The sequence below is a fragment of the Vibrio echinoideorum genome, assembly GCF_024347455.1.
Lineage (GTDB): Bacteria > Pseudomonadota > Gammaproteobacteria > Enterobacterales > Vibrionaceae > Vibrio > Vibrio echinoideorum.
In genome coordinates this window covers 2,562,085-2,584,194 of record NZ_AP025483.1, presented here as the reverse complement: position 1 = coordinate 2,584,194, position 22,110 = coordinate 2,562,085, and the positions used below count along the sequence as shown (strand labels likewise).

Here is a 22,110-nt window from a genome sequence, read left to right as displayed (position 1 = left end):
CGGATAAATATGAATGAAAATATGATACATGATCAAGCTAGCGGCCTCCGTCGCTTAACCAAGCCTTCATTAACAAAAGTTATTGCTGTAACGGGTGGTAAGGGTGGAGTAGGTAAATCTAATGTGACGTTAGGTATGGCTATTTGTATGGCTCGCCAAGGCAAAAAAGTCATGGTGCTGGACGCCGATCTAGGGCTCGCCAATGTAGACATTATGCTGGGTATTCGCTCTAAACGAAATCTTGGACATGTGTTGGCTGGCGAGTGTGAACTGAAGGATGCGATTGTTGAAGGACCGCATGGAATTAGAATAATTCCAGCGACATCTGGCACACAAAGCATGACTGAACTGTCACACGCCCAACATGCGGGCTTGATTCGTGCGTTTGGTTCGCTAGAAGATGAGATGGATATCTTACTTGTCGACACGGCTGCTGGTATATCTGATATGGTAATCAGCTTCTCAAGAGCTGCGCAGGATGTAGTTGTGGTCGTTTGTGATGAACCAACCTCGATTACAGATGCATATGCCTTAATCAAGCTGTTGAGTAGAGAGCATCAAGTTCAGCGATTCAAAGTTGTTGCAAATATGGTCAGAAGCTACCGCGAAGGCCGAGAATTATTTGCAAAGTTGACTTTGGTCACAGAGCGCTTCTTGAATGTGAGCCTGGAACTCGTAGCATGTATTCCTTTAGATGATAAAGTACGTCAATCAGTCAAGAGACAGAAAATCGTAGTAGATGCGTATCCTCGCTCTCCTGCTGCATTGGCAATCAGCTCATTGGCAAATAAAGCATTGACCTGGCCAATACCAAGAACACCAAGTGGGCACTTGGAGTTTTTCGTTGAAAGGCTGCTGAACCGTACTGAATTTGTAGAGGAACCATTTGGTGAATAAAGCGCTTACTTACGACCAGCATGCTAATCACAATAGCCAACAGGCTTTTTTTGAGAAGTACTCTGTGTTGGTTAAACGTATCGCTCATCACTTGTTGGGGCGATTACCGCCTAATGTATTGGTTGATGACTTAATTCAAGCCGGCATGATCGGCTTGATTGAAGCGCAACAAAACTATGATGGTACCAAAGGCGCAAGCTTTGAGACGTATGCAGGCATCCGAATTCGCGGGGCGATGTTGGATGACATTCGTCGTGGGGATTGGGTACCAAGATCGGTTCATAAAAATAACCGAGAAATCAGCAGTGCAATCGCGAAATTGGAGGGGACTCTCAACCGCGACCCAAGTGATGCCGAAGTGGCAAAGCATATGGGACTCAGTTTAGACCAATATCATAGTGCTTTAACGGATATTAATTGCTCAAGACTGGTTGGGATCGAAGATTTAGGCGTCTCAGATGATGTAATATCTCCGAATGAAGATTCTCAAGATAACACGCCTTTTCAAGGCGTTGCTGATGAGTCATTCCGCCAAGCTTTGATCGATTCAATAAAACAGCTTCCAGAAAGGGAAGGCCTAGTGCTTTCGCTTTATTACGACGAAGAACTCAATTTAAAAGAGATTGGGGAAGTGTTAGGTGTCAGCGAATCTCGCGTTAGCCAAATACTGAGCCAATCTATGCAGCGTTTACGCACTAAGTTAAGTGCTTGGACACAGAACGACTAACAACACTGATTTACTCAGTGGAGGCTAATTTGAACAAAAACATGAAAATTCTCATTGTTGATGACTTTTCAACGATGCGCCGAATTGTTAAAAACCTACTTCGTGATCTAGGTTTCAACAACACTCAAGAAGCAGATGATGGCTTGACCGCATTACCTATGCTGAAAAAAGGCGAATTTGATTTCGTGGTAACTGACTGGAACATGCCTGGCATGCAAGGTATTGACCTGCTAAAACACATTCGCGCGGATGCGGAACTTAAGCACCTTCCAGTGCTTATGATCACAGCAGAAGCGAAGCGTGAGCAGATCATTGAAGCAGCTCAAGCGGGTGTAAATGGTTACATTGTGAAGCCTTTCACTGCTGCAACGCTGAAAGAGAAACTTGATAAGATTTTTGATCGCTTATAAGCATCAATAAGTTTTAGGCACCTCTAGGTAAACACTGACAGAAAAGTTATCTGTTTATCTCGATAGCCTAAGCGTACACAGTATGCGGAGTAAGGCCGAACTCAGGATGATTTCATTAGAACAAGCAAAACAATTAGTAGAGCTGCTTGAGAACGACGAGCAGCAAGGTGCTGATTCTCTTGTTAGAAGCATTTATGAAGACAACTTTAGTCTTCAAGACAATCCAATGCTTCAAGAAATAGGTAGTTTGACTCGTGACCTCCATGACTCTTTGACACAATTTAATTTCGATGAGCGCATCAGCGTTATCGCAAATGATGAAATCCCTGATGCAAGGGATCGCCTTCAATATGTCATTGATAAAACGGAAGTTGCGGCAAATAAAACGATGGACGCTGTCGATCGCTGTATGCCAATAGCAGACAACCTACACGAGTGTTTACTTCAAGTAAGGCCTCAATGGAATGAACTGATGCATGGCCGCATTGAGCTGGCACAATTTAAAGCTTTATGTCACCGCATTGATGGATTGCTTGTCCAAGTAGAAGGCGATAGTACCGAACTACGTGGACAACTGACTGAAATCTTGATGGCTCAGGATTTCCAAGATTTAACTGGGCAGATAATTAGCAAAGTTATTACCTTGGTAAATGAGGTTGAAGGACGTTTGGTCGAGATTCTTACTGTATTCGGTGCGAATCAGGTAGAGCCAACGCCAAAATCAGAGAAGAAAGCGTCTATTGCTCCTGAAGGTCCAATTTTGAACCCAGAAGAACGCGAAGACGCTGTTGCATCTCAAGATGAAGTCGACGATTTGTTATCCAGTCTTGGATTTTAAAGGTAACGTATGAGCTACGATTTAGACGAAGATATTCTTCAGGACTTTTTAGTCGAAGCAGGAGAAATCCTTGAACTCTTATCAGAACAACTGGTAGAGCTTGAGAATAATCCTGACGACAAAGACCTATTAAATGCTATTTTCCGTGGTTTCCATACAGTAAAAGGTGGTGCTGGTTTCCTAGCATTAACTGAGCTGGTGGATACTTGTCATGGTGCTGAGAATGTGTTCGACATTCTAAGAAACGGCCAACGCAGCGTAACGTCAGGTTTGATGGATACGATGCTACGCGCTCTAGATACAGTAAATGTACAGTTTCAAGCCGTGCAAGATCAGGAGCCTTTAGTGCCAGCTGATCAAGTTTTATTGGATGAGCTTCACCGTCTCTGTAAACCACAGTCTGCCGATGAAGTTGCCCTAGTAGAGTCCCCAGCCCCAGTAATCGCTGAGCCAGTTTTTGAGACGCCTGCTGAACCAATCGTTGAAAGCTCAAGCCTTAATGCATCTTCAGTTGATGATATCTCTGAAGATGAGTTTGAGCGCCTACTTGATGAACTTCATGGCAAAGGTGGCTCACCGACAACGGCTTCTACCCCAACACCGCCGCCAGCACCTCAGTCAGTTTCTGACAGCGGTGATATTACTGACGACGAATTTGAAAAATTATTAGATGAACTGCATGGTGCGGGTAAAAGCCCGACAGCGGTAAGTTTAGCGCCACCAGCTCCGCCAGCACCTTCTGCCGCACCAGTTTCGGCGAAGTCTGAAGGTGATGATCTGATGAGCGATGAAGAGTTTGAGAAGTTACTTGACCAGTTACATGGTTCAGGTAATGGGCCAACTATTGAAGAGCTGGATGCGGCCACTAAACCTGCCGCAGCGAAGCCTGAGCCTGTTGCTCCTGCTCCACAAGCAGCTCCAAAGCCGAAGCCTCAGCCATCTGCGCCCGTCGCTGTAAAAGCAGCACCCGCGAAAGCTGAAGTTAAAACGCCAGCGAAGAAACAACAAGCCGACGCAACGGTTCGTGTCGATACATCAACACTTGATACCATCATGAACATGGTGGGTGAATTGGTGTTGGTTCGTAACCGACTTGTGAGCCTAGGCTTAAACAGTAACGATGAAGAAATGGCGAAAGCCGTCTCTAACTTAGATGTTGTTACCGCAGACCTACAAGGCGCGGTAATGAAGACTCGTATGCAACCGATCAAGAAAGTATTTGGTCGTTTCCCTCGAGTTGTCCGCGACCTTGCTCGTAGCTTGAAGAAAGACATTGTTCTTGAGATGCGCGGTGAAGAGACGGACCTTGATAAGAACTTAGTTGAAGCACTTGCTGATCCCCTGATTCACTTGGTGAGAAACTCTGTCGACCATGGTATTGAAATGCCGGAAGACCGTGTTGCTGTGGGTAAATCACAAACGGGTAAAGTGATTCTTTCCGCCTCTCAAGAAGGTGACCACATTGAACTGGCTATCGTTGATGACGGTGGTGGTATGGACCCTGATAAGCTTCGTGCTATTGCGGTTAAACGTGGTCTGATGGACGAAGATGCCGCATCTCGTTTATCAAATAAAGAGTGCTTCAACCTGATTTTTGCTCCTGGCTTCTCAAGCAAAGAGCAGATCTCGGATATCTCAGGTCGTGGTGTAGGCATGGACGTTGTGAAAACAGCGATCAACACACTGAATGGCTCGATTGATATCGATTCAGAGATGGGACAAGGCACCAAGATTACGATCAAGGTTCCATTGACTCTAGCGATTCTACCAACTTTGATGGTCGGTGTTGCAGGTCACCCATTCGCATTGCCATTGGCATCTGTAAACGAGATCTTCCACTTAGATTTAAGCCGCACAAATGTGGTTGATGGTCAGCTGACTATCATCGTTCGCGATAAGTCTATTCCGTTGTTCTACTTGCAAAACTGGCTGGCACCTAAAGCGGGCATTGTTGAGCTACGCAAAGGGCACGGACATGTTGTTATCGTACAACTTGGTAGTCAACGTGTTGGTTTTGTTGTCGATACGCTTATTGGTCAAGAAGAAGTAGTCATCAAGCCACTTGATAAACTACTACAAGGCACGCCAGGAATGGCAGGCGCGACAATTACAAGTGACGGACACATTGCATTGATTCTAGATGTGCCGGACTTGTTGAAGCAGTACGCAGCTGCGTCAAGAATTTAATTTAAGGATAAATATGGCGATTAAAGTATTAGTCGTTGATGATTCGAGCTTTTTTCGTCGTCGCGTTAGCGAGATCATCAATTCAGAGGCTCGCCTAGAAGTCATCGATGTAGCAGTAAACGGTAAAGAAGCGGTTGAGAAAGCGAAACAGCTAAGACCGGACGTAATTACGATGGACATCGAGATGCCTGTTATGGACGGTATTACAGCCGTTCGTGAAATTATGGCCGCGTCTCCGACGCCTATTTTGATGTTTTCATCGTTAACGCATGATGGCGCGAGAGCAACGTTGGATGCGTTAGACGCAGGTGCTCTAGACTTCCTACCAAAGAAGTTTGAAGACATTGCGCGTAACCGAGATGATGCAGTCGCATTGCTTCAACAGCGTGTGATTCAGATTGCCGCAAAGCGTGCGTTTATGCGCCGTACACCGGTTGCACCAAGAGCTACGGCAACAACTTCTACGTCGACATCAACACCATTACGTCAACCGATTTCAGCGGCAGCTTCGGCTGTGAAGCCAACTGTGGCTTCAACTGCGAAGTTCAGAGCATCGGGTAAAAAGTATCAGTTGACAGCAATTGGTACGTCTACAGGCGGCCCAGTTGCACTACAGAAAATTTTGACACGCATCCCTGCACACTACCCGCATCCAATTGTGTTAGTTCAGCATATGCCAGCTACGTTTACCGCCGCTTTTGCTAGCCGATTGAATACATTGTGTAAGATTGAAGTTCGTGAAGCTCAAGACGGAGATGTGTTGAAACCTGGAGTGGCTTATCTTGCACCAGGCGGTAAGCAGATGATGATTGATGGCCGCGCAGGGTCCGCACGCCTAAGAATTATTGATGGCGGCGATCGAATGAATTACAAGCCTTGTGTGGATGTAACCTTCGGTTCTGCTGCGAAAATCTACGGTGACAAAGTCTTGTCTATGATTCTGACCGGAATGGGTGCTGATGGTCGAGAAGGTTCGCGTATGTTGAAGACCGCGGGCTCGACGATCTGGGCACAAGACGAAGATAGTTGTGTTGTATATGGTATGCCTCAAGCTGTAGCAAAAGCTGGCATTTCTACTGAAGACCTACCTCTAGACCGCATTGCGGAAAGAATTTTGGTTGAAGTTGGGTTAGCTTAGGTAAATCGAAATGATTGTTTGGAGTGTTGCAAACCAAAAAGGTGGTGTTGGTAAAACAACCACGACCGTGACCTTGGCAGGGCTACTTGCTTTGAAAGGGCACCGAGTGTTGTTGGTTGATACTGACCCACATGCATCACTAACCACGTATCTGGGTTACGACTCAGATAACGTGGAGTCAAGTCTGTTTGATCTTTTTCAACTGCGAGAGTTTACTGCTCAGACGGTAAGACCTTTGATTTTGCAAACGGAAGTCGAAGGTATCGATATTATTCCTGCACACATGTCATTGGCGACATTAGACCGTGTCATGGGTAATCGCAGCGGCATGGGTTTGATCTTAAAGCGAGCTTTGGCTGCTTTAAAAAATGACTACGATTATGTGCTTATCGATTGTCCTCCAATTCTTGGTGTGATGATGGTCAACGCATTGGCTGGCAGCGATCGTATTTTGATTCCAGTACAGACTGAGTTCTTGGCTATGAAAGGCTTAGAGCGCATGATCCGCACTTTGGCTATCATGCAAAAGTCACGCAAAACACCGTTTAAAGTGACGATTGTCCCTACGATGTACGACAAGCGAACCAAAGCATCGCTGCAAACATTAACTCAGCTTAAAGATGACTATCCGAACCAAGTTTGGACATCTGCTGTTCCTATTGATACCAAATTTAGAGATGCGAGCTTAAAACGCTTACCAGCATCTCATTTTGCATCGGGTAGCCGTGGTGTATTTGCTTATAAACAGCTGCTTATTTATCTCGAGAGGTTGGCGATAAATGAGCGCGAATAAAGAATTAACAGTGGAGCGACCAAGTCTATCAAGTGAACAAGCACTGGATGACTACTTTACTGCGCTATTAGGCGATGAAAACTTTGAATCTGATGAGTTTTTTGTTGACGAGCCTAGCGACGAACCACAATCTGAAGAGCCAGAGCCAGAGCCAGAGCCAGAGCCAGAGCCAGAGCCAGAGCCAGAGCCAGAGCCAGAGCCAGAGCCAGAGCCACAAATTACTACAAATTACTCAAGCTACGCAGAAATACGCGCGGCTGAGTTTGAGGTTCCAAACCTTGAGGATGTTCAGAAGCTACTGAGCCGTTTAGAGGCGACCAATGTTGTTGATGATCTGAACCTCGATGAATTGATGGATCAAAATACGCAGAAAATTGCGCAGCAAGCAGACATGCAAATGTTCGATGCCGCTGTCGAAACAGTTCAAGTATCTGCGGAACCTGAAATTCAAGATTGGAATCTTCCAGAACCGGATTTATCCATTACTGCAAAGCCTCAAGTAGAATTGCCGCAAGCTCAGGATGAATTGGTAGAAACTGAACAAATAGAAGCGAAAGCCGAACATCCTGATACAGAGGTTGAAGATCCTGAAATGGACGCTCAAGATCCTGACATCGAGAGTGCTATCGAGCCGGAAACTCAAGCCGGAGGCGCTGACCAGTTCACCTCGTGGGAAAGTACGGCTCGAACAGAAGATTTTCAAGTCTTGTATTTTGATGTGAACGGTGTGACTTTTGCGGTGCCACTTGATGAGCTAGGTGGTATCCATCGACTTGAAGAGTTAAGTCACATTATTGGTAAGCCTGCTTGGTATTTGGGTTTGCAAACCAACCGTGATAGCCAATTAGATGTGGTCGATACCGCAAAGTGGGTGATGTCTGAGAAACTATCGGGTGACGAATACAAAGAAAACTATCAATATATAGTCATGCTTGGAGAAAGCTTGTGGGGCCTTGCGGGCACCGAGTTAAAAGGCACCGAGCTACTTAATACAGATAAAGTACGTTGGCGAGAAATGGCAGGGAAACGCCCATGGCTCGCCGGTATGGTAAAAGAAAAAATGTGTGCTTTGATCCATGTTGAAGCATTAATCGCCATGCTAAATGCAGGGCTAGATGTAAAAGCATTAAGCTAGTAATAAGCATCAAGTTAATAATAGTGGTCGGTAACGACGGCAAGAGGATTATCTATGTCTCATATGAGTGAAATTGAAGTAAGAAAAGATCAAACGAATGATGAAGTACTTCAATGGGTGACATTCCAACTGGAAGAAGAAACTTACGGCATTAACGTAATGCAGGTTCGTGAAGTTCTGCGTTATAGCGAGATTGCTCCAGTACCGGGTGCTCCAGACTACGTTCTAGGTATTATCAACCTACGTGGTAACGTTGTTACCGTTATCGACACTCGTTCTCGCTTTGGTTTGATGCAAGGTGAAATCACGGATAACACTCGTATCATCGTTATTGAATCTGAGCGTCAAGTTATCGGTATTCTAGTGGATAGCGTTGCTGAGGTGGTTTACCTACGTTCTTCTGAGATCGACACAACTCCAAGTGTGGGTACTGATGAAAGTGCTAAGTTCATCCAAGGTGTAAGTAACCGTGAAGGCAAGCTGCTTATTTTAGTAGATTTAAACAAACTACTAAGCGAAGACGAATGGGATGAGATGGCTCATCTGTAATGTTTGAAGCGCTCCCTATAAGCCCTGTTGCTCTACTCGTTGGAGTCGGGGTTTTTACGTTATTCATTGTTGTTTTGATTAGCAAAGTAAAAAGTGCGATTCAAAAGCAGCTCGATCAGTCACGCCTGCAAGTTCGAAATTTGGACAAAGAGCTTCAAAAATCGAGTAAGCAATTACTTGAGGTTCGCTCTGTAGTAATTGGCCTTGGCCAAAAAGTGACTGAACAGCAAGATCTGATAAAACACTTGAATGAACGTATTGTTGAGCTAGAGCATGTTGATACCGACGGACGCTTGTACACACGAGCAACGAAAATGGTTCAACTTGGCGCTGGGATTAACGAATTGATCGAAGAATGTGAATTGCCTAAAGCTGAAGCCGAGCTAATGATGTCTTTGCAGAATAAGCTTGCTGGTAAGGAAAAAATTCCTTCGCTAACAAGTAATCCTTCATCGTTTGATGAACAGCCAACAGCCTCTCGTGATCGCAGAGACCCTCCTCGACGTCGTTAAATTGAGCGCTGAAAGCGTATTAGGCACTTTATGTTTATTGTGCACAACTCTTAAAAAGAAGCCTCGGCTTCTTTTTTTATACCTGTCATTTTATTTATAGAACGATGTTTATAAGTGACTGTATCTATGAGGATATCTTCTATTGGGATAAAAATGTGTAAATTGTGATGCGGTGGTAACAGTTTCTTACGGAGTTTGTTCTATCGAAAACGCCTAGTCCTGTTTTGTCACCATATTGGTGTGCTACTATAGCCCTTTCATTACTCGACTAAATTTACCTATGCTAGAAGTCTCAAATTTAACTGCTATTCGTGACGACAGGGTTCTGTTTGAATCGTTATCTTTTCAATTGAAACCGGGTGAATTGGTTCAAGTTGAAGGTCGAAACGGTACCGGGAAAACGACACTCCTTAGGATTATTACAGGGTTAGGCGACCGTGATGAAGGCACTATTTCTTGGGATGGCGATTCTATTGAATCGAGTCGAGATGTTTATCATCAAAATCTCCTTTTTCTTGGGCATCAAACTGGCGTTAAACGCGAGCTCAGTGCTTATGAGAATCTGAGTTTTTACCAGTCGATTCATAGTGACGGCACAACTAAAGAAGAGCTTTATCAAGCTTTGGCTCAAGTAGGTCTTGCTGGAAGAGAAGATGTGCCCGCCGGTCAACTTTCAGCGGGTCAACAGCGCCGAGTGGCATTAGCACGACTGTGGTTGAGTAAGCAAATGTTGTGGATTTTAGACGAGCCGCTAACAGCTATAGATAAGCAGGGTGTCAAAGTTTTGGAGTCTCTTTTTTCTCAGCATGCAGATAACGGCGGTATTGTGTTGTTAACCACACACCAAGACATGTTTGCTGATAGCCCTAAACTAAGAAAAATTAAGTTGGGTGATTAATATGATCTCTTCAATGACCACGATCATTCGACGTGAACTGCTGATTGCGTTTAGACGCCAAGCGGATATTTTTAACCCTTTGTGGTTTTTTATCATTGTAATTACCCTTTTTCCTTTAAGTATTGGCCCTGAGCCAAATCTACTTGCACGCATTGCCGCGGGTATTGTTTGGGTGGCCGCTTTACTTTCTGCGTTGCTCTCTCTAGAGCGCCTCTTCCGAGATGATTTTCAAGATGGAGCTCTCGAGCAGATGATGCTGATGCCCATCCCGTTGCAGTTGGTAGTCTTGTCCAAGGTCATAGCACACTGGTTATTGACCGGGTTACCATTAATTTTGATCAGTCCGTTATTGGCTGTGCTGCTTTCTTTGGATTTCGATACTTGGTTATCGGTTGTCTTAACGTTGTTGGTTGGTACGCCAGCATTGAGCTTTATCGGTGCGATTGGTGTTGCTCTAACGGTAGGGCTTCAGAAAGGCGGTGTGCTTTTAAGCTTACTTATTTTGCCGTTGTATATCCCAATTCTTATTTTTGCTACATCAGCGATTGATGCGGCAGCACTAGGTGTTGCGTATAACGGTCAATTAGCGGTTCTTGGTGCGATGTTGATGGGTGCGATGACTCTAACGCCTTTTGCGATCAGTGCCGCACTTAGAGTTAGTGTGAACTGATAACGATACGGTTATCGTATAGCTAATGTGAACCAAAAGCCTCGACCGGACTCATAGAGTCAGCAAAACTGAAAGCAAGACAAAATAAATTATTATAATTATAGCTTTAATAGCTGTAAGCAATATGAAGTAAGAGTGAGATTACAACATGTGGAAATGGCTCCATCCCTACGCCAAAGCAGAAACATCCTATCAGCTTGCTGGTAAATTTCTGCCATGGTTCTCGATCCTAGCGCTATTGTGTTTATCCGCCGGTACGGTTTGGGGGTTAGCATTTGCGCCTTCAGATTACCAACAAGGTGATAGCTTTCGAATCATCTACATCCATGTCCCTTCTGCAATTTGGTCTATGGGCGTGTACATGTCTATGGCGATTGCTGCCTTTATCGGCTTAGTATGGCAGGTAAGGCTATCTGACATGGCGGCATTGGCTATGGCGCCGATCGGTGCTGTATTTACCTTCATCGCACTGTTAACGGGTGCTGTTTGGGGGAAGCCAATGTGGGGTGCTTGGTGGGTTTGGGATGCACGATTGACCTCAGAGCTTATTCTTCTATTCCTATACTTGGGTGTGATTGCCTTACACCACGCGTTTGATGACCAAAAAACAGCAGCAAAAGCGGCTGGAATTCTGGCTATCGTAGGCGTAATCAACCTACCTATTATTCACTTTTCAGTAGAGTGGTGGAACACACTTCACCAAGGCGCGACGATCACTAAGTTTGATCAGCCTTCTATATCTAGTGACATGCTATGGCCGCTTCTTCTCAACATCTTCGGCTTCGCCTTTTTCTTTGGTGCTGTGACTATGGTTCGTTTTAGAAATGAAATCATCAGTAAAGAAAGTCACCGTCCATGGGTTCGCAAGCTTGCGGCCGAAAAAGCGTAGTAGGGTAGGTAATTATGTATTTTGAATCTTTAAGTGATTTCTTTGCTATGGGGGGCTACGCCTCATATGTATGGAGTGCATTTGGAATCACATTCTTCGCGATGATCGTCTTATTAGTCGTAAGCGTTCGTCGTGGTAAGCAATTACTCAGTGAAGTACAAGCTAAGATTGATCGTCAAGCTCGTATCGATGCAGCAAAAAATATGGAGAACACTCTATGAACCCAAGACGTAAAAAGAGGCTAGGTATTATCTTAGCGATCTTTTTTGGTATCAGTGCAACTGTTGGATTGATGGTTTACGCACTTAACCAGAACATGGATCTGTTCTACACACCAACTGAGCTTGTTAATGGTAAAGACGGTAAAAAACCTGAAGTTGGCCAGCGCTTGCGTATTGGTGGCATGGTTGTAGTCGGTTCTGTAAGCCGTGACAACGAATCACTACGTGTAAGCTTTGATTTGAAAGATGTTGGTCCTAAAGTAACGATTTTATACGATGGCATTCTTCCTGATCTTTTCCGTGAAGGACAAGGTATTGTTGCTCAAGGCGTTCTAAAAGATGCGACAACAATTGAAGCGTTCGAAGTATTAGCGAAACACGATGAAGAGTACATGCCTTCTGAAGTTGCTGAAGCAATGAAGAAGACCCATGAGCCAATGCAGTACTCGACAGAACAAAAAGAAGGAAGTGCTCAATGATAGCCGAGATCGGCCACTTTGCCATGATCCTGTCCTTAGGGCTGGGACTGCTATTGAGTGTGCTCCCACTGTATGGGGCCGCTCGAAATAACACGTTATTGATGAACAGTGCTCGACCGTTGTCATGGGGTATGTTCGGATTCCTAGCGATTTCGTTTTTCATCTTGTGTTACGCGTTCTACACCAATGATTTTACGATTCAATACGTTGCAAGTAACTCAAACAGCCAACTTCCTTGGTACTACCGTATAACAGCGGTTTGGGGTGCGCACGAAGGCTCTTTACTACTTTGGGTTCTAATCCAAGCGGGTTGGACGGTTGCTGTTGCGACGTTTAGCCGTGGTATGCCTCAAGAGTCGGTTGCTCGCGTACTTGCGATTATGGGTTTGATTACTGTCGGCTTCTTGCTGTTCATTATCGTAACGTCTAACCCATTCTTACGTACACTGCCTTTCTTCCCTGTCGATGGCCGTGACTTGAACCCACTATTGCAAGATCCGGGTTTGATTATTCACCCGCCAATGCTTTACATGGGTTATGTAGGTTTCTCGGTAGCGTTCTCTTTTGCTATTGCTTCTCTAATGAGTGGTCGTTTAGATACGGCATGGGCTCGTTGGTCTCGTCCTTGGACAATCGCGGCTTGGTTATTCCTAACAGTAGGTATCGCACTAGGTTCATGGTGGGCTTACTACGAACTTGGCTGGGGTGGCTGGTGGTTCTGGGATCCAGTAGAAAACGCTTCATTCATGCCTTGGTTGGCTGGTACTGCGTTAATGCACTCGCTTGCGGTAACAGAAAAGCGCGGCACGTTTAAAGCTTGGACCGTTTTACTTGCGATTTCTGCGTTCTCATTAAGCTTACTAGGTACGTTCCTAGTTCGTTCGGGCATCTTGGTTTCGGTTCACGCGTTCGCATCAGATCCAGCTCGCGGTATGTTTATTCTAGGTTTCCTAGTCTTCGTTATTGGTGGCTCACTGCTGTTGTTTGCTGTTAAAGGCGCATCGGTTCGTGTTCGCGGTAATTTTGATTTGGTTTCTCGTGAAAACGCACTACTTGGCAACAACGTATTGTTGATTGCGGCGTTAGTGGTTGTGTTAGTCGGTACGTTATTACCATTAGTTCACAAACAGTTAGGTCTGGGTTCGGTTTCTATCGGTGCACCATTCTTTGACATGTTGTTCTTCTGGTTAATGATTCCGTTCTCGTTCCTATTGGGTATCGGTCCACTTATCCGTTGGAAGCGTGACAACCTGTCTAAGCTTATTAAGCCAATGTTGGTTTCGGGTATTTTCTCGTTAGGTTTAAGCGCGCTAATGGTGACCCTGCTGGCTGACCGCTTCAGTGGTACGGCTTATACCGGTTGGGTAATGGCGTTCTGGATCTTCTTCATGCACGGCTTTGAGCTGCATGAGCGTGCAACTCACCGTCATACCTTCATGAAAGGCCTAACTAAACTGCCTCGTAGCCATTGGGCGATGATCTGTGGTCACATAGGTTTAGCCGTCACCGTAATTGGTATCGCGATGGTGCAAAACTACAGCATTGAACGTGATGTTCGTTTGGCACCTGGAGAGAGCTACCAGCTTGAAGAGTACAGCTTCTTGTTCACAGGCGTTCGTGACAAAGACGGCCCTAACTACGATGGTTATATTGCTGACTTTGAAATTACAAAAGAAGGCAAATACATCAACACGCTTCATGCTGAAAAACGTTTCTATACGACTGCCAAGTCCATGATGACTGAAGCTGCGATTGACCGCGGCGTAACACGTGACTTATACATCGCAATGGGCGAGCGCTTAGACGACAACAAATCTTGGGCTGTACGTATTTACTACAAACCATTTGTACGTTGGATCTGGGCTGGTTCTTTGATCATGTCGATCGGTGGTGTTATTGCCATCAGTGACCGTCGTTACCGTTTCCGTAAGCCAACGAAAAAATCGGCTCAAGAGCAGGAGGCTTAACTCGAATGAACAAAAAGATTTTATTCATTCCATTGATCGCGTTCCTGGTTCTTGCTGGAATCTTTGCAACTCAGTTGATGCGCAATCAGTCGGGTGATGACCCGACTAAGCTTGAATCAGTATTGATCGGTAAACAGGTTCCTGAGTTTGGTTTAGAAGACTTAGAGCAACCCGGTAAGTTTCATGATCAAGCGATTTTCAAAGGTGAGCCATTGCTCCTTAACGTGTGGGCTACTTGGTGTCCTACTTGTTATGCAGAGCACTCTTATCTGAACAAGCTTGCTGATCAAGGCGTTAAGATCATTGGTCTTAACTACAAAGATGACCGTAATAAAGCGGTAGGTTGGTTAAATGAGCTGGGTAACCCTTACCTGATCAGTTTATTCGATGGCAACGGTATGTTAGGTCTCGACCTTGGCGTATATGGCGCTCCTGAGACTTTCCTAATTGATGCTAACGGCGTAGTTCGTTACCGCCATGTGGGCGACGTGAACCCAACTAACTGGGCATCGAAGCTTGAGCCGATGTATCAAGAGTTGTTGGAGGAGGCGAAATGATTAAAAAGGCATTGATAACGCTGTTCGCCACGTTCGCCATTTCTGCGACTGTTTTGGCAGCTCCTATCGAATTTCATGAATTTGATACGGTTGACCAAGAGCAACAATTTAAAGACTTGAGCAATACGCTTCGTTGCCCAAAATGTCAGAACAACACGATTGGTGATTCGAACGCAGAGCTTGCGGTCGACTTGCGTCAAAAAGTGTATGAGATGACAAAAGATGGCAAGTCTGAGCAAGAAATTATTGATTACATGATTGCTCGTTACGGTAACTTTGTAACGTACAACCCGCCACTGACCTTAGCGACATCGATCCTTTGGGTTGGCCCATTTTCGGTAGTTGTGTTTGGATTCGGTTTGATCATTTTACGAAGCAGAAAGTCAAAGTCGAAAGCAGTAGAGTCAGATAAAGACTGGGATGCAGACAAAGAAGCACGTTTAAAAGCGTTACTCGACGAAGAGAACGACGGAGATAAACAGTAATGACTCTATTTTGGATTTCTACAATTGTCCTTTCGCTAGCCGCAGTTTTATTGATTGTTCTGCCTTTCTTGAATAAGAAAGAAAACAACGATGACGTGCTTCGCGATGAGTTGAATAAAGCCTTCTATAAAGATCGCTTAGTTGAATTAGAAGTAGAAGCGGAAGAAGGCCTTGTTGATAATCAGCAAGAACTGATCGCTGACCTAAAACAGTCGCTACTTGATGATGTTCCAACACAAGAAAAAATCAAGAAGACACAAATCTCTACGCTGGGTGTTGTCGTTCCTTCTGTGATTCTGGTTCTTGTTGTGACTTATGGTATGTACTTTCAATTCGGTGCATTAGAGAAGGTTCAACATTGGCAAGAAGTGAGTTCAAACCTTCCTGAGTTGTCTAAAAAGTTAATGTCATCAGAAGGCGGTGCGTTAACGGATGATGAACTTGAAGATTTGACTCTGGCGCTTCGTACTCGCCTTCATTATCAGCCAAAAGATTCAACAGGTTGGTTGTTGCTTGGTCGTATTGCGTTAGCAAACCGTGATGCTGAAACAGCGAAAGATTCTATGGAAAGAGCTTACAAGCTTGAGCCCAAGAATGAAGATGTTCAGTTAGGCTTTGCTCAAGCATTAATGCTTTCACCTGATGAAGCAGACCAAAACCAAGCGCGTCTGATTTTGAGCCGCTTGATTCAAAATGACTATGTAGACCTTCGAGTATTCTCGCTGCTAGCGTTCGATTCGTTTGAGCGTCAAGATTACCCTGGTGCTGTTAAGTACTGGAGCATCATGCAACAGATGATTGGTCCACAAGACAGTCGTTACGAAATGTTGTCACGCAGTATTGAAAGTGCTCAGAAGAAAATGGGCGACACCATGGGTGTTGACCAAGGCAAGAGTGTTGCAGTAACGCTTGAATTGGCCGCTGATGTGAACGCTGATCCTAAGTCTGTGTTGGTTGTTTCAGTACACAGCGCTGATGGTTCGCCAATGCCTATCGCTGCCGCTCGTTACCCATTAGGTTCTTTCCCACGAACGGTTGTACTCGATGACGGTAACAGCATGATGGAAGGATCGAAGTTGTCTAGCCTTGAAACTCTGATGGTTAGAGCTAGGCTTGATACAGATGGTAACGTTTCAACTCGCGATGGTGACTGGTACGGTGAAAGTGAAGTGGTTGAACTGGGTGCTCCAGTGACCATTAACATCAATAAGCAATATTAATCATCACTTTGCATAGGTGTTAGCTATTCCGATTTTGCGATAAACGGTATAGACTTACGCAAACAATTGAGGCCAGCGATTGCTGGCCTTTTTTATTATATGAATTCCTTATGGAAAAGGTGATATGTCTATCAGTGTTTTAAGACTCTCGAGTTTATTATTTATCGCAAGCTTAACGGTGGGTTGCTCTAGCGCACCAGAAGATAGTAATAGCGATGAGAACCTCGAAACCTCTGAATACGTCGAAGAGTCCCACCCCAATGATCCTTTCGAAGGGTTCAACCGAGCGATGTGGGATATCAACTACGAGTATTTAGACCCTTATTTAGTTCGACCTGTTTCTCTCGCTTATGTTGACTACACCCCCGTACCCGTTCGCTCTGGTATCTCCAATTTTCTAGCCAACTTAGATGAACCAGCAAGCATGGTGAATAACCTGTTTATGGGCAATGGGAATAAAGCGCTCGATCATTTCAACCGCTTTTGGATTAACTCAACATTTGGTCTTTTGGGCTTGATTGATATTGCGAGTGAAGCCGGGATCACCAAGTATGATGATAAATCGTTTTCTGATGCGATTGGCCATTATGGAGTAGGGAATGGACCTTACTTCATGGTTCCGGGTTATGGACCTATTACGACTCGTGAGGTGACAGAGCAAGTAGACAGCTTGTATGTTCCTTTGTCCCTGTTGAACTTCTGGGCTAGCTTAGGTAAGTGGGCATTTGAAGGTATGGAGACACGTGCTCAGTTAGTATCACAAGAAGCCTTGTTGGATGACTCTCCGGATCCGTATGCTCTGACTCGTGAGGTCTACATTCAACGTCGTGACTTTAAAGCCGAAATAGAACCTGAAGAAGTTGACCTTGAAGAAGAAGATTTCATTGATGGCTATCTAGAAGAAGAGTATTAAAAAAGATACGTTGAACAGTAGATAAAAGAAAGGCTCGATGTTGATAAGAACATCGAGCCTTTTTAATGTTTATTACTTTGATTCAGTAAACTGATTAGAAACGGTAGTTAGCTTGGATACCTACTAGCCAAACATTACCAGTCGTTGTGCCGATAAATTGACCGCCAACAGCTTCGGCTGCATCGTCAGATGCGTAACCACGAGATTCTGTGATCGGAGCATCTTTAGCAATGATGTAAGTAAAGCCAGCATCCAATGAAAGCTGTTCAGACCATTGGTAACCAGCACCAACACTTAACCATGTGCGGTCAGTTTCTGGAATAGTGATAGTACGGTTTTTATCGCTAACTGCAGAAGTATCGTAAGCCACACCAGTACGTAGTGCTAGTTTTGGGTCAACTTGGTAAGTTGCACCTAAAGCAAGGCGGTAGTTATCTTCCCAGTTTTCAACTTTAACTGTATGGCTGCCATATGTGTTCAGCTCTGCTTGAAGCTTCTCGAAAGAGCTCCAATCAGTCCAGTTGAAACTAGCGTGAACTGCCAATGCTTTTGTTAGTTGATGGAAACTTGCAAGTTCTGCTGTTGCAGGAAGTGCTAACATCATATAGCCGTTGTCACGTTGACCTGGTGTCATGCCAAAGCCAATGCCTTCTGCGTGACCTTCTAATTTCAGTTCAACCTCAGACTTGTAGGCAAAACCGATGCGGTGGTCTTCGTTGATCTGCCACGCTGTACCTACTTGCCAACCCCAAGCTGTATCATCGCCTTCCATATATTTCAATGTAGTACCAGCAGGAACGGAGATTGGCATTTTATTTGAGTCTAGTGCGACTGCGTTTTTTGCTGGTGCTGTCGCGCCAAAGCTACCTTCACCCATAACGTAACGAATGCCACCACCAATGCTAACTTGCTCAACAATTTGGTAAGCAAAGTTTAGGTTAGCTTCTTTAGTGATTACGCTTGCTTCGTTACCGAAATGAGATGCGTTGAAGTCGTCACCTAAATTGGTTTCCATGCCGTAGTTCGTACCAAACGCAAAACCAATAGCGAATTTTTCGTTGTAACGGTGAGAAATGTAAAGGTTAGGGATAATAGCGTCATCTGCGAAATCATTTGAAGACGCTTGGCTTGTACCTATTGCAGGGTGAGCGTGGTTTACTTCGCCTTTTACATCAATGTTAGGGTTGACGTAGATACCACCAATAGAAACTTGAGTACCTTCTAGGTAAGTCAGCATTGCAGGGTTACGCCATTGAGCATCAGCACCGTCTGCCATTGCTGCTTCACCAGCGTACGCACGACCTAGGCCTGTTGCTGAGTATTCTGCTAGTTGAAAACCTGCCGCGTGAGTCGCGGTAGAAGTCGAAAGTAGTCCAACTGCCACTGCAGCAGATAGAAGAGTCTTATTCATTTTCATTATTATGTTCGCTGAATCATAAGTATTTAGTGGCGTGATTCTACTTTTAGAGTCATTACTTTAAAAATGAAATTCGAATAAAACAGTGTTTTAGCGATTTAATTATTAAATATGTCCATTTTCTAGATAGATGAACTGAATGTTTCGGGCATGTTGCGGAATTTGAGCGTACACCTGTAGCGTCATATGACCTCTGTGGAGTACACCTGTAAGCCTAAATGTTTAGTTTTGATTAATTTTGGGCAAAGAAAAGGGCCGCAATGCGACCCTTAAATTTTTCTAACTGAAGCTTATATTAGAAGCTACGGCTGTACTGCAGACCTAGTAGGATTGCATCTGCACGAGTTGTTGCAGAGATTGATGTACCAAGAGGAGAGCTTTCACTTACGTTTTTAACGTCTTCACCTAATAGGTAAGTGAAGCCGAAATCTACGTTAGAAGCTGTATCAATGTGGTATGTGAAACCTGCAGAGAACCATTGGCGGTCTGAGTCTGGAACAGAAACTGATTTTAGGTCGTCCTGAGCTGCGATGTCGTACATATAACCAGCACGTAGATCCCAATCGTTGTTCAAGTAGTAAGTAGTACCAACGGAGATATGACCAGCGTTTTTCCACTCGTACGGAGCGTCAGGTAGTGCATTTGCTGAACCGCCAAAATCGATCTTGTCAAATGCTTTCCAACCTACCCACTGTAGAGAGTAGTGTACTGCAAACTTGGTATCTTTAAGTTTGTGGTAACCAGAGAATTCAGCCATATCTGGCAGAGGAAGAGTGATCTCCTGCCCTTTGTCATCTTTAGCTGTGATCTCAGGGCTATAACGGTAAGATAAACCAAAGCGGTTGTTTTCGTCTAGTTCGTAAACTGTGCCTACATTGAAGCCAACGCCCCAACCATCTGCACCATCGATATCAACAAGGCTGCGACCATCAAGAGGTGAATTACCGCCAGGAGTAACTGAGGTACTTGTTGTTCGTTTTAACGTACCTTTACCGTAAATTAGATCAAGACCAGCACCAAAGCTCCATTGGTCATTCAAGCGGTATGAACCAGCAAGACCGAAATTAAGGCTCATGATATCGGTTTCGCCACCAAATTCTGAAGCAGAAAAATCGTTACCAAAGTCTGTAGATGTACCGAAATTAGAGTATGCGTTTACACCCCAAGCGAACTTCTCGTTTACAGGAACGATAAGGTGGATGTTAGGTGCAACTGATGTGCCGCCAGCGTCATCGTAGTTTGATGATGTTGGGGTACCTACTGGATTCATTGCTGAAGTGTAAGTTGCATCAGATACTTTAATGTCTGTAGTGATTGTTTCAAAACCAAGAGATAACTCAGTTTTGTCAAACAGTGCCATTGCTGCAGGGTTACGTGCCATTACTGATGCGTTATCTGCGATTACTGCGTCACCAGCGAAAGCACGACCAAGGCCGGTTGCTGATTGTGCGTTAAGTTGGAAACCTGCTGCCATCGCTTGCGAAGACGCCAGTGTAATTGTTACTGCTAAAAGAGACTTTTTAAACAGACGCGTGTTGTTGGTAGTCATTCATTTATTCCTTTATATATCCGCCTCTACAGGGCGATTAATTTGAGCAATTGCTCAATGGTGGCTGATCCTATTCGCAAGTATACGATATACAAATCCGACCATTGGAAATTTTGAGGGTAAAATTATGGAAATGACGCCTATCTGGCACGAAAATGGTGTGAAATGCTGTTTTTTAGAGTTTTAACTCTAGAGGTATTGGTGTGATGAATGATTTTATGGGAACTTGATAAGTAAAGCCTAGCAATATCAAGAGTATAATTGCTGGGCCTTTAATTACGGGGCTTTAGAGGCTTGTTAGCTCATCGGTTTGATCATTTTGGTTAGCTTTTCGGCGATCTTAGAAACGTCCTCGCCATCTTCACCTACAAGGATCAGGCTGCTGTTATCGATTGGTGTTACCGAACCAGACATGCCTTCTTCGTCAAAGTCGACAGGTTTGTCTGTCGGAATCCCAGTTAAAAATAGCGTTACTTTGCCTTTTTCACCTTGGAAAACCATGTGCATTGCGTTGGACTTACCAAAACCGCAATGGTTTAGGTAATACACATGATAAGGGAAGGCTTCATCAAACTGGTAAGCAAATGGATTCATTTTTGCGTTGATCTGTTGTGATGTCACTTGTTCGTCGATTGAACTAACAAAACTTTTCTCATCAACAACATGTTTCATCGCGGTATCGACCAAACTTGCTTGAGCTGGAGCAACCAGTGCGTTTCCCCAATTAACCTGTCCAACCAATAAGCCTGCAACGAACGCAACTGAAGCAGCCATCGCCATTGCTCGTCGAGCAAAAGTAGGTCTTACGACTTTACTTTCTTCGCTCGATGTTTGATTGAATAGAATGCGATCAGCAAGATCGTCTGGCACATCAACATTCATTGCTGAATGGATCTGCTTATCAAGCGATAGTACATCGTCTAAGAAGTGACTATTGGCTTCACTGCTTGCTACAGCATCGATAATATCTGGTGTTCGTTGTTTAGGTTCCGACAAAACACGACGACGAAATTCTAAATCATCCATTATGTTGCCCCCTCTCTGCCTCTTCTGTATCCAGCATCTCTTTCAACTGATTTCGAGCTCTGAATAAACGTGTCATTACTGTGTTTTTGTTGAGATTGAGGATATCCGCAATCTCTTCACCACTAAATCCACCAATGACTTGTAGGAAGAGTGGTTCACGGTAATCGACTTCAAGTTTCATGATCTGAGCTTGCAACCACAAATGTTGATGGTGCGGGTCATCACTGACACTAGCATCATTACCATGATCGTCGATATCAACCAGATCAAACTGTTTGCGTTCAAAGCGACGTGCGTTCTCGCGCCTCAAGATAGTAATAAGCCAAGACTTAGCGGCTTTTTCATCTTGAAGGCTATCTAATGACTTCCATGCACGAAGGCAAGTTTCTTGCACTAAGTCTTCGGCAATGGTTTTGTCTTTGCATAACCAATAAGCGTAGCGAAAGAGGTCACGATGATAAGCACGCACGAGTGCTTCGTATTTTCTTTGTTTGTCCATATCAGAGTTGACCGGACGCTTGGCAGTTTTCTTTCCAAACATTTTTATTATCGACACACGAGCCTCCATAATTGCTCTGTGTATAGCTGTCTTCTATACGTTGTGCTTTGTTTTTATATTGTGTTTCGTTTTTA

Annotated in this window: 24 protein-coding genes; 20 read left to right on the top strand and 4 right to left on the bottom strand. The window is 44.5% G+C overall.

Annotation, left to right across the window (positions count from 1 at the left end; genetic code table 11):
* The first annotated feature begins 9 nt into the window (after positions 1-9).
* The 20 genes from OCV36_RS11615 (at position 10) to OCV36_RS11520 (ending at position 17,485) form a co-directional block, all read left to right on the top strand.
* On the top strand, positions 10-897 hold the full coding sequence (locus tag OCV36_RS11615; protein WP_017073191.1) for a MinD/ParA family protein: 888 nt from the start codon (positions 10-12) through the stop codon (positions 895-897).
* The gene (locus tag OCV36_RS11610) at positions 890-1,624 is read left to right on the top strand and encodes an RNA polymerase sigma factor FliA (protein ID WP_017073190.1); all 735 of its coding nucleotides are present in this window, start codon (positions 890-892) and stop codon (positions 1,622-1,624) included. Before OCV36_RS11615 ends, OCV36_RS11610 begins: the two co-directional genes overlap by 8 nt.
* Positions 1,625-1,665: 41 nt before the next feature.
* Positions 1,666-2,034 carry a chemotaxis response regulator CheY gene (cheY, locus tag OCV36_RS11605; RefSeq protein ID WP_016767062.1) on the top strand — a complete coding sequence of 123 codons (369 nt, stop codon included), beginning with the start codon at positions 1,666-1,668 and terminating at the stop codon, positions 2,032-2,034.
* A 106-nt stretch (positions 2,035-2,140) separates the two neighbouring features.
* Positions 2,141-2,872, top strand: coding sequence for a protein phosphatase CheZ (locus OCV36_RS11600; RefSeq protein ID WP_017073189.1), 732 nt, complete (start codon positions 2,141-2,143; stop codon positions 2,870-2,872).
* Between the two features lie 9 nt (positions 2,873-2,881).
* Positions 2,882-5,059 carry a chemotaxis protein CheA gene (locus OCV36_RS11595; RefSeq protein WP_135457939.1) on the top strand — a complete coding sequence of 726 codons (2,178 nt, stop codon included), beginning with the start codon at positions 2,882-2,884 and terminating at the stop codon, positions 5,057-5,059.
* 13 nt (positions 5,060-5,072) lie between these two features.
* Positions 5,073-6,197 (top strand): protein-glutamate methylesterase/protein-glutamine glutaminase, encoded by a 1,125-nt coding sequence (locus tag OCV36_RS11590; RefSeq protein WP_135457941.1) that lies wholly within the window; start codon positions 5,073-5,075, stop codon positions 6,195-6,197.
* A gap of 10 nt (positions 6,198-6,207) precedes the next feature.
* The gene (locus tag OCV36_RS11585; RefSeq protein WP_017073186.1) at positions 6,208-6,990 is read left to right on the top strand and encodes a ParA family protein; all 783 of its coding nucleotides are present in this window, start codon (positions 6,208-6,210) and stop codon (positions 6,988-6,990) included.
* On the top strand, positions 6,977-8,125 hold the full coding sequence (locus tag OCV36_RS11580) for a chemotaxis protein CheW (protein WP_135457943.1): 1,149 nt from the start codon (positions 6,977-6,979) through the stop codon (positions 8,123-8,125). The genes OCV36_RS11585 and OCV36_RS11580 overlap by 14 nt, the downstream gene beginning before the upstream one ends.
* 54 nt (positions 8,126-8,179) lie before the next feature.
* Entirely contained in the window at positions 8,180-8,674 is a 495-nt protein-coding gene (locus OCV36_RS11575) for a chemotaxis protein CheW (RefSeq protein WP_017073624.1), read from the top strand.
* Positions 8,674-9,186, top strand: coding sequence for a DUF2802 domain-containing protein (locus OCV36_RS11570; RefSeq protein ID WP_135457945.1), 513 nt, complete (start codon positions 8,674-8,676; stop codon positions 9,184-9,186). Before OCV36_RS11575 ends, OCV36_RS11570 begins: the two co-directional genes overlap by 1 nt.
* 280 nt (positions 9,187-9,466) lie before the next feature.
* Entirely contained in the window at positions 9,467-10,084 is a 618-nt protein-coding gene (gene ccmA / locus OCV36_RS11565; protein WP_102553583.1) for a cytochrome c biogenesis heme-transporting ATPase CcmA, read from the top strand.
* Between the two features lies 1 nt (position 10,085).
* Positions 10,086-10,754 carry a heme exporter protein CcmB gene (gene ccmB / locus OCV36_RS11560; RefSeq protein WP_004736228.1) on the top strand — a complete coding sequence of 223 codons (669 nt, stop codon included), beginning with the start codon at positions 10,086-10,088 and terminating at the stop codon, positions 10,752-10,754.
* 148 nt (positions 10,755-10,902) lie between these two features.
* Positions 10,903-11,643, top strand: a complete 741-nt coding sequence (locus OCV36_RS11555) for a heme ABC transporter permease (protein WP_017073621.1) — start codon at positions 10,903-10,905, stop codon at positions 11,641-11,643.
* A 14-nt stretch (positions 11,644-11,657) separates the two neighbouring features.
* Positions 11,658-11,864, top strand: coding sequence for a heme exporter protein CcmD (gene ccmD / locus OCV36_RS11550; RefSeq protein ID WP_017073620.1), 207 nt, complete (start codon positions 11,658-11,660; stop codon positions 11,862-11,864).
* Positions 11,861-12,343, top strand: coding sequence for a cytochrome c maturation protein CcmE (ccmE, locus tag OCV36_RS11545; protein ID WP_017073619.1), 483 nt, complete (start codon positions 11,861-11,863; stop codon positions 12,341-12,343). The genes ccmD and ccmE overlap by 4 nt, the downstream gene beginning before the upstream one ends.
* Positions 12,340-14,310: a heme lyase CcmF/NrfE family subunit gene (locus OCV36_RS11540; protein ID WP_135457947.1), complete on the top strand. Its 1,971-nt coding sequence runs from the start codon at positions 12,340-12,342 to the stop codon at positions 14,308-14,310. The genes ccmE and OCV36_RS11540 overlap by 4 nt, the downstream gene beginning before the upstream one ends.
* Before the next feature lie 5 nt (positions 14,311-14,315).
* On the top strand, positions 14,316-14,867 hold the full coding sequence (locus tag OCV36_RS11535; RefSeq protein ID WP_135457949.1) for a DsbE family thiol:disulfide interchange protein: 552 nt from the start codon (positions 14,316-14,318) through the stop codon (positions 14,865-14,867).
* On the top strand, positions 14,864-15,352 hold the full coding sequence (locus OCV36_RS11530; RefSeq protein WP_135457951.1) for a cytochrome c-type biogenesis protein: 489 nt from the start codon (positions 14,864-14,866) through the stop codon (positions 15,350-15,352). Before OCV36_RS11535 ends, OCV36_RS11530 begins: the two co-directional genes overlap by 4 nt.
* Positions 15,352-16,572: a c-type cytochrome biogenesis protein CcmI gene (gene ccmI / locus OCV36_RS11525; protein WP_135457953.1), complete on the top strand. Its 1,221-nt coding sequence runs from the start codon at positions 15,352-15,354 to the stop codon at positions 16,570-16,572. The genes OCV36_RS11530 and ccmI overlap by 1 nt, the downstream gene beginning before the upstream one ends.
* 124 nt (positions 16,573-16,696) lie before the next feature.
* Positions 16,697-17,485, top strand: coding sequence for an MlaA family lipoprotein (locus tag OCV36_RS11520; RefSeq protein WP_135457955.1), 789 nt, complete (start codon positions 16,697-16,699; stop codon positions 17,483-17,485).
* A gap of 94 nt (positions 17,486-17,579) precedes the next feature.
* On the opposite strand, the gene OCV36_RS11515 is transcribed toward OCV36_RS11520, so the two are convergent.
* From OCV36_RS11515 to OCV36_RS11500, 4 genes are all read right to left on the bottom strand, one after another.
* Positions 17,580-18,902 carry an outer membrane protein transport protein gene (locus tag OCV36_RS11515; protein WP_135457956.1) on the bottom strand — a complete coding sequence of 441 codons (1,323 nt, stop codon included), beginning with the start codon at positions 18,900-18,902 and terminating at the stop codon, positions 17,580-17,582.
* A gap of 295 nt (positions 18,903-19,197) precedes the next feature.
* Positions 19,198-20,451, bottom strand: coding sequence for an outer membrane protein transport protein (locus OCV36_RS11510; RefSeq protein WP_135457957.1), 1,254 nt, complete (start codon positions 20,449-20,451; stop codon positions 19,198-19,200).
* Between the two features lie 297 nt (positions 20,452-20,748).
* Positions 20,749-21,477, bottom strand: coding sequence for a DUF3379 domain-containing protein (locus OCV36_RS11505; protein ID WP_017073611.1), 729 nt, complete (start codon positions 21,475-21,477; stop codon positions 20,749-20,751).
* Entirely contained in the window at positions 21,470-22,018 is a 549-nt protein-coding gene (locus OCV36_RS11500; RefSeq protein WP_029224857.1) for a sigma-70 family RNA polymerase sigma factor, read from the bottom strand. Before OCV36_RS11500 ends, OCV36_RS11505 begins: the two co-directional genes overlap by 8 nt.
* Between the last annotated feature and the right edge of the window lie 92 nt (positions 22,019-22,110).

Excerpts from the sequence above, each read along its gene's own strand:
- OCV36_RS11615 (WP_017073191.1), top strand. The coding sequence starts at position 10 with ATGAATGAAAATATGATACATGATCAAGCTAGCGGCCTCCGTCGCTTA.
- cheY (WP_016767062.1), top strand. The coding sequence starts at position 1,666 with ATGAAAATTCTCATTGTTGATGACTTTTCAACGATGCGCCGAATTGTT.
- OCV36_RS11600 (WP_017073189.1), top strand. The coding sequence starts at position 2,141 with ATGATTTCATTAGAACAAGCAAAACAATTAGTAGAGCTGCTTGAGAAC.
- OCV36_RS11595 (WP_135457939.1), top strand. The coding sequence starts at position 2,882 with ATGAGCTACGATTTAGACGAAGATATTCTTCAGGACTTTTTAGTCGAA.
- OCV36_RS11590 (WP_135457941.1), top strand. The coding sequence starts at position 5,073 with ATGGCGATTAAAGTATTAGTCGTTGATGATTCGAGCTTTTTTCGTCGT.
- OCV36_RS11585 (WP_017073186.1), top strand. The coding sequence starts at position 6,208 with ATGATTGTTTGGAGTGTTGCAAACCAAAAAGGTGGTGTTGGTAAAACA.
- OCV36_RS11580 (WP_135457943.1), top strand. The coding sequence starts at position 6,977 with ATGAGCGCGAATAAAGAATTAACAGTGGAGCGACCAAGTCTATCAAGT.
- OCV36_RS11575 (WP_017073624.1), top strand. The coding sequence starts at position 8,180 with ATGTCTCATATGAGTGAAATTGAAGTAAGAAAAGATCAAACGAATGAT.
- OCV36_RS11570 (WP_135457945.1), top strand. The coding sequence starts at position 8,674 with ATGTTTGAAGCGCTCCCTATAAGCCCTGTTGCTCTACTCGTTGGAGTC.
- ccmA (WP_102553583.1), top strand. The coding sequence starts at position 9,467 with ATGCTAGAAGTCTCAAATTTAACTGCTATTCGTGACGACAGGGTTCTG.
- ccmB (WP_004736228.1), top strand. The coding sequence starts at position 10,086 with ATGATCTCTTCAATGACCACGATCATTCGACGTGAACTGCTGATTGCG.
- OCV36_RS11555 (WP_017073621.1), top strand. The coding sequence starts at position 10,903 with ATGTGGAAATGGCTCCATCCCTACGCCAAAGCAGAAACATCCTATCAG.
- ccmD (WP_017073620.1), top strand. The coding sequence starts at position 11,658 with ATGTATTTTGAATCTTTAAGTGATTTCTTTGCTATGGGGGGCTACGCC.
- ccmE (WP_017073619.1), top strand. The coding sequence starts at position 11,861 with ATGAACCCAAGACGTAAAAAGAGGCTAGGTATTATCTTAGCGATCTTT.
- OCV36_RS11540 (WP_135457947.1), top strand. The coding sequence starts at position 12,340 with ATGATAGCCGAGATCGGCCACTTTGCCATGATCCTGTCCTTAGGGCTG.
- OCV36_RS11535 (WP_135457949.1), top strand. The coding sequence starts at position 14,316 with ATGAACAAAAAGATTTTATTCATTCCATTGATCGCGTTCCTGGTTCTT.
- OCV36_RS11530 (WP_135457951.1), top strand. The coding sequence starts at position 14,864 with ATGATTAAAAAGGCATTGATAACGCTGTTCGCCACGTTCGCCATTTCT.
- ccmI (WP_135457953.1), top strand. The coding sequence starts at position 15,352 with ATGACTCTATTTTGGATTTCTACAATTGTCCTTTCGCTAGCCGCAGTT.
- OCV36_RS11520 (WP_135457955.1), top strand. The coding sequence starts at position 16,697 with ATGTCTATCAGTGTTTTAAGACTCTCGAGTTTATTATTTATCGCAAGC.
- OCV36_RS11515 (WP_135457956.1), bottom strand. The coding sequence starts at position 18,902 with ATGAAAATGAATAAGACTCTTCTATCTGCTGCAGTGGCAGTTGGACTA.
- OCV36_RS11510 (WP_135457957.1), bottom strand. The coding sequence starts at position 20,451 with ATGACTACCAACAACACGCGTCTGTTTAAAAAGTCTCTTTTAGCAGTA.
- OCV36_RS11505 (WP_017073611.1), bottom strand. The coding sequence starts at position 21,477 with ATGGATGATTTAGAATTTCGTCGTCGTGTTTTGTCGGAACCTAAACAA.
- OCV36_RS11500 (WP_029224857.1), bottom strand. The coding sequence starts at position 22,018 with ATGTTTGGAAAGAAAACTGCCAAGCGTCCGGTCAACTCTGATATGGAC.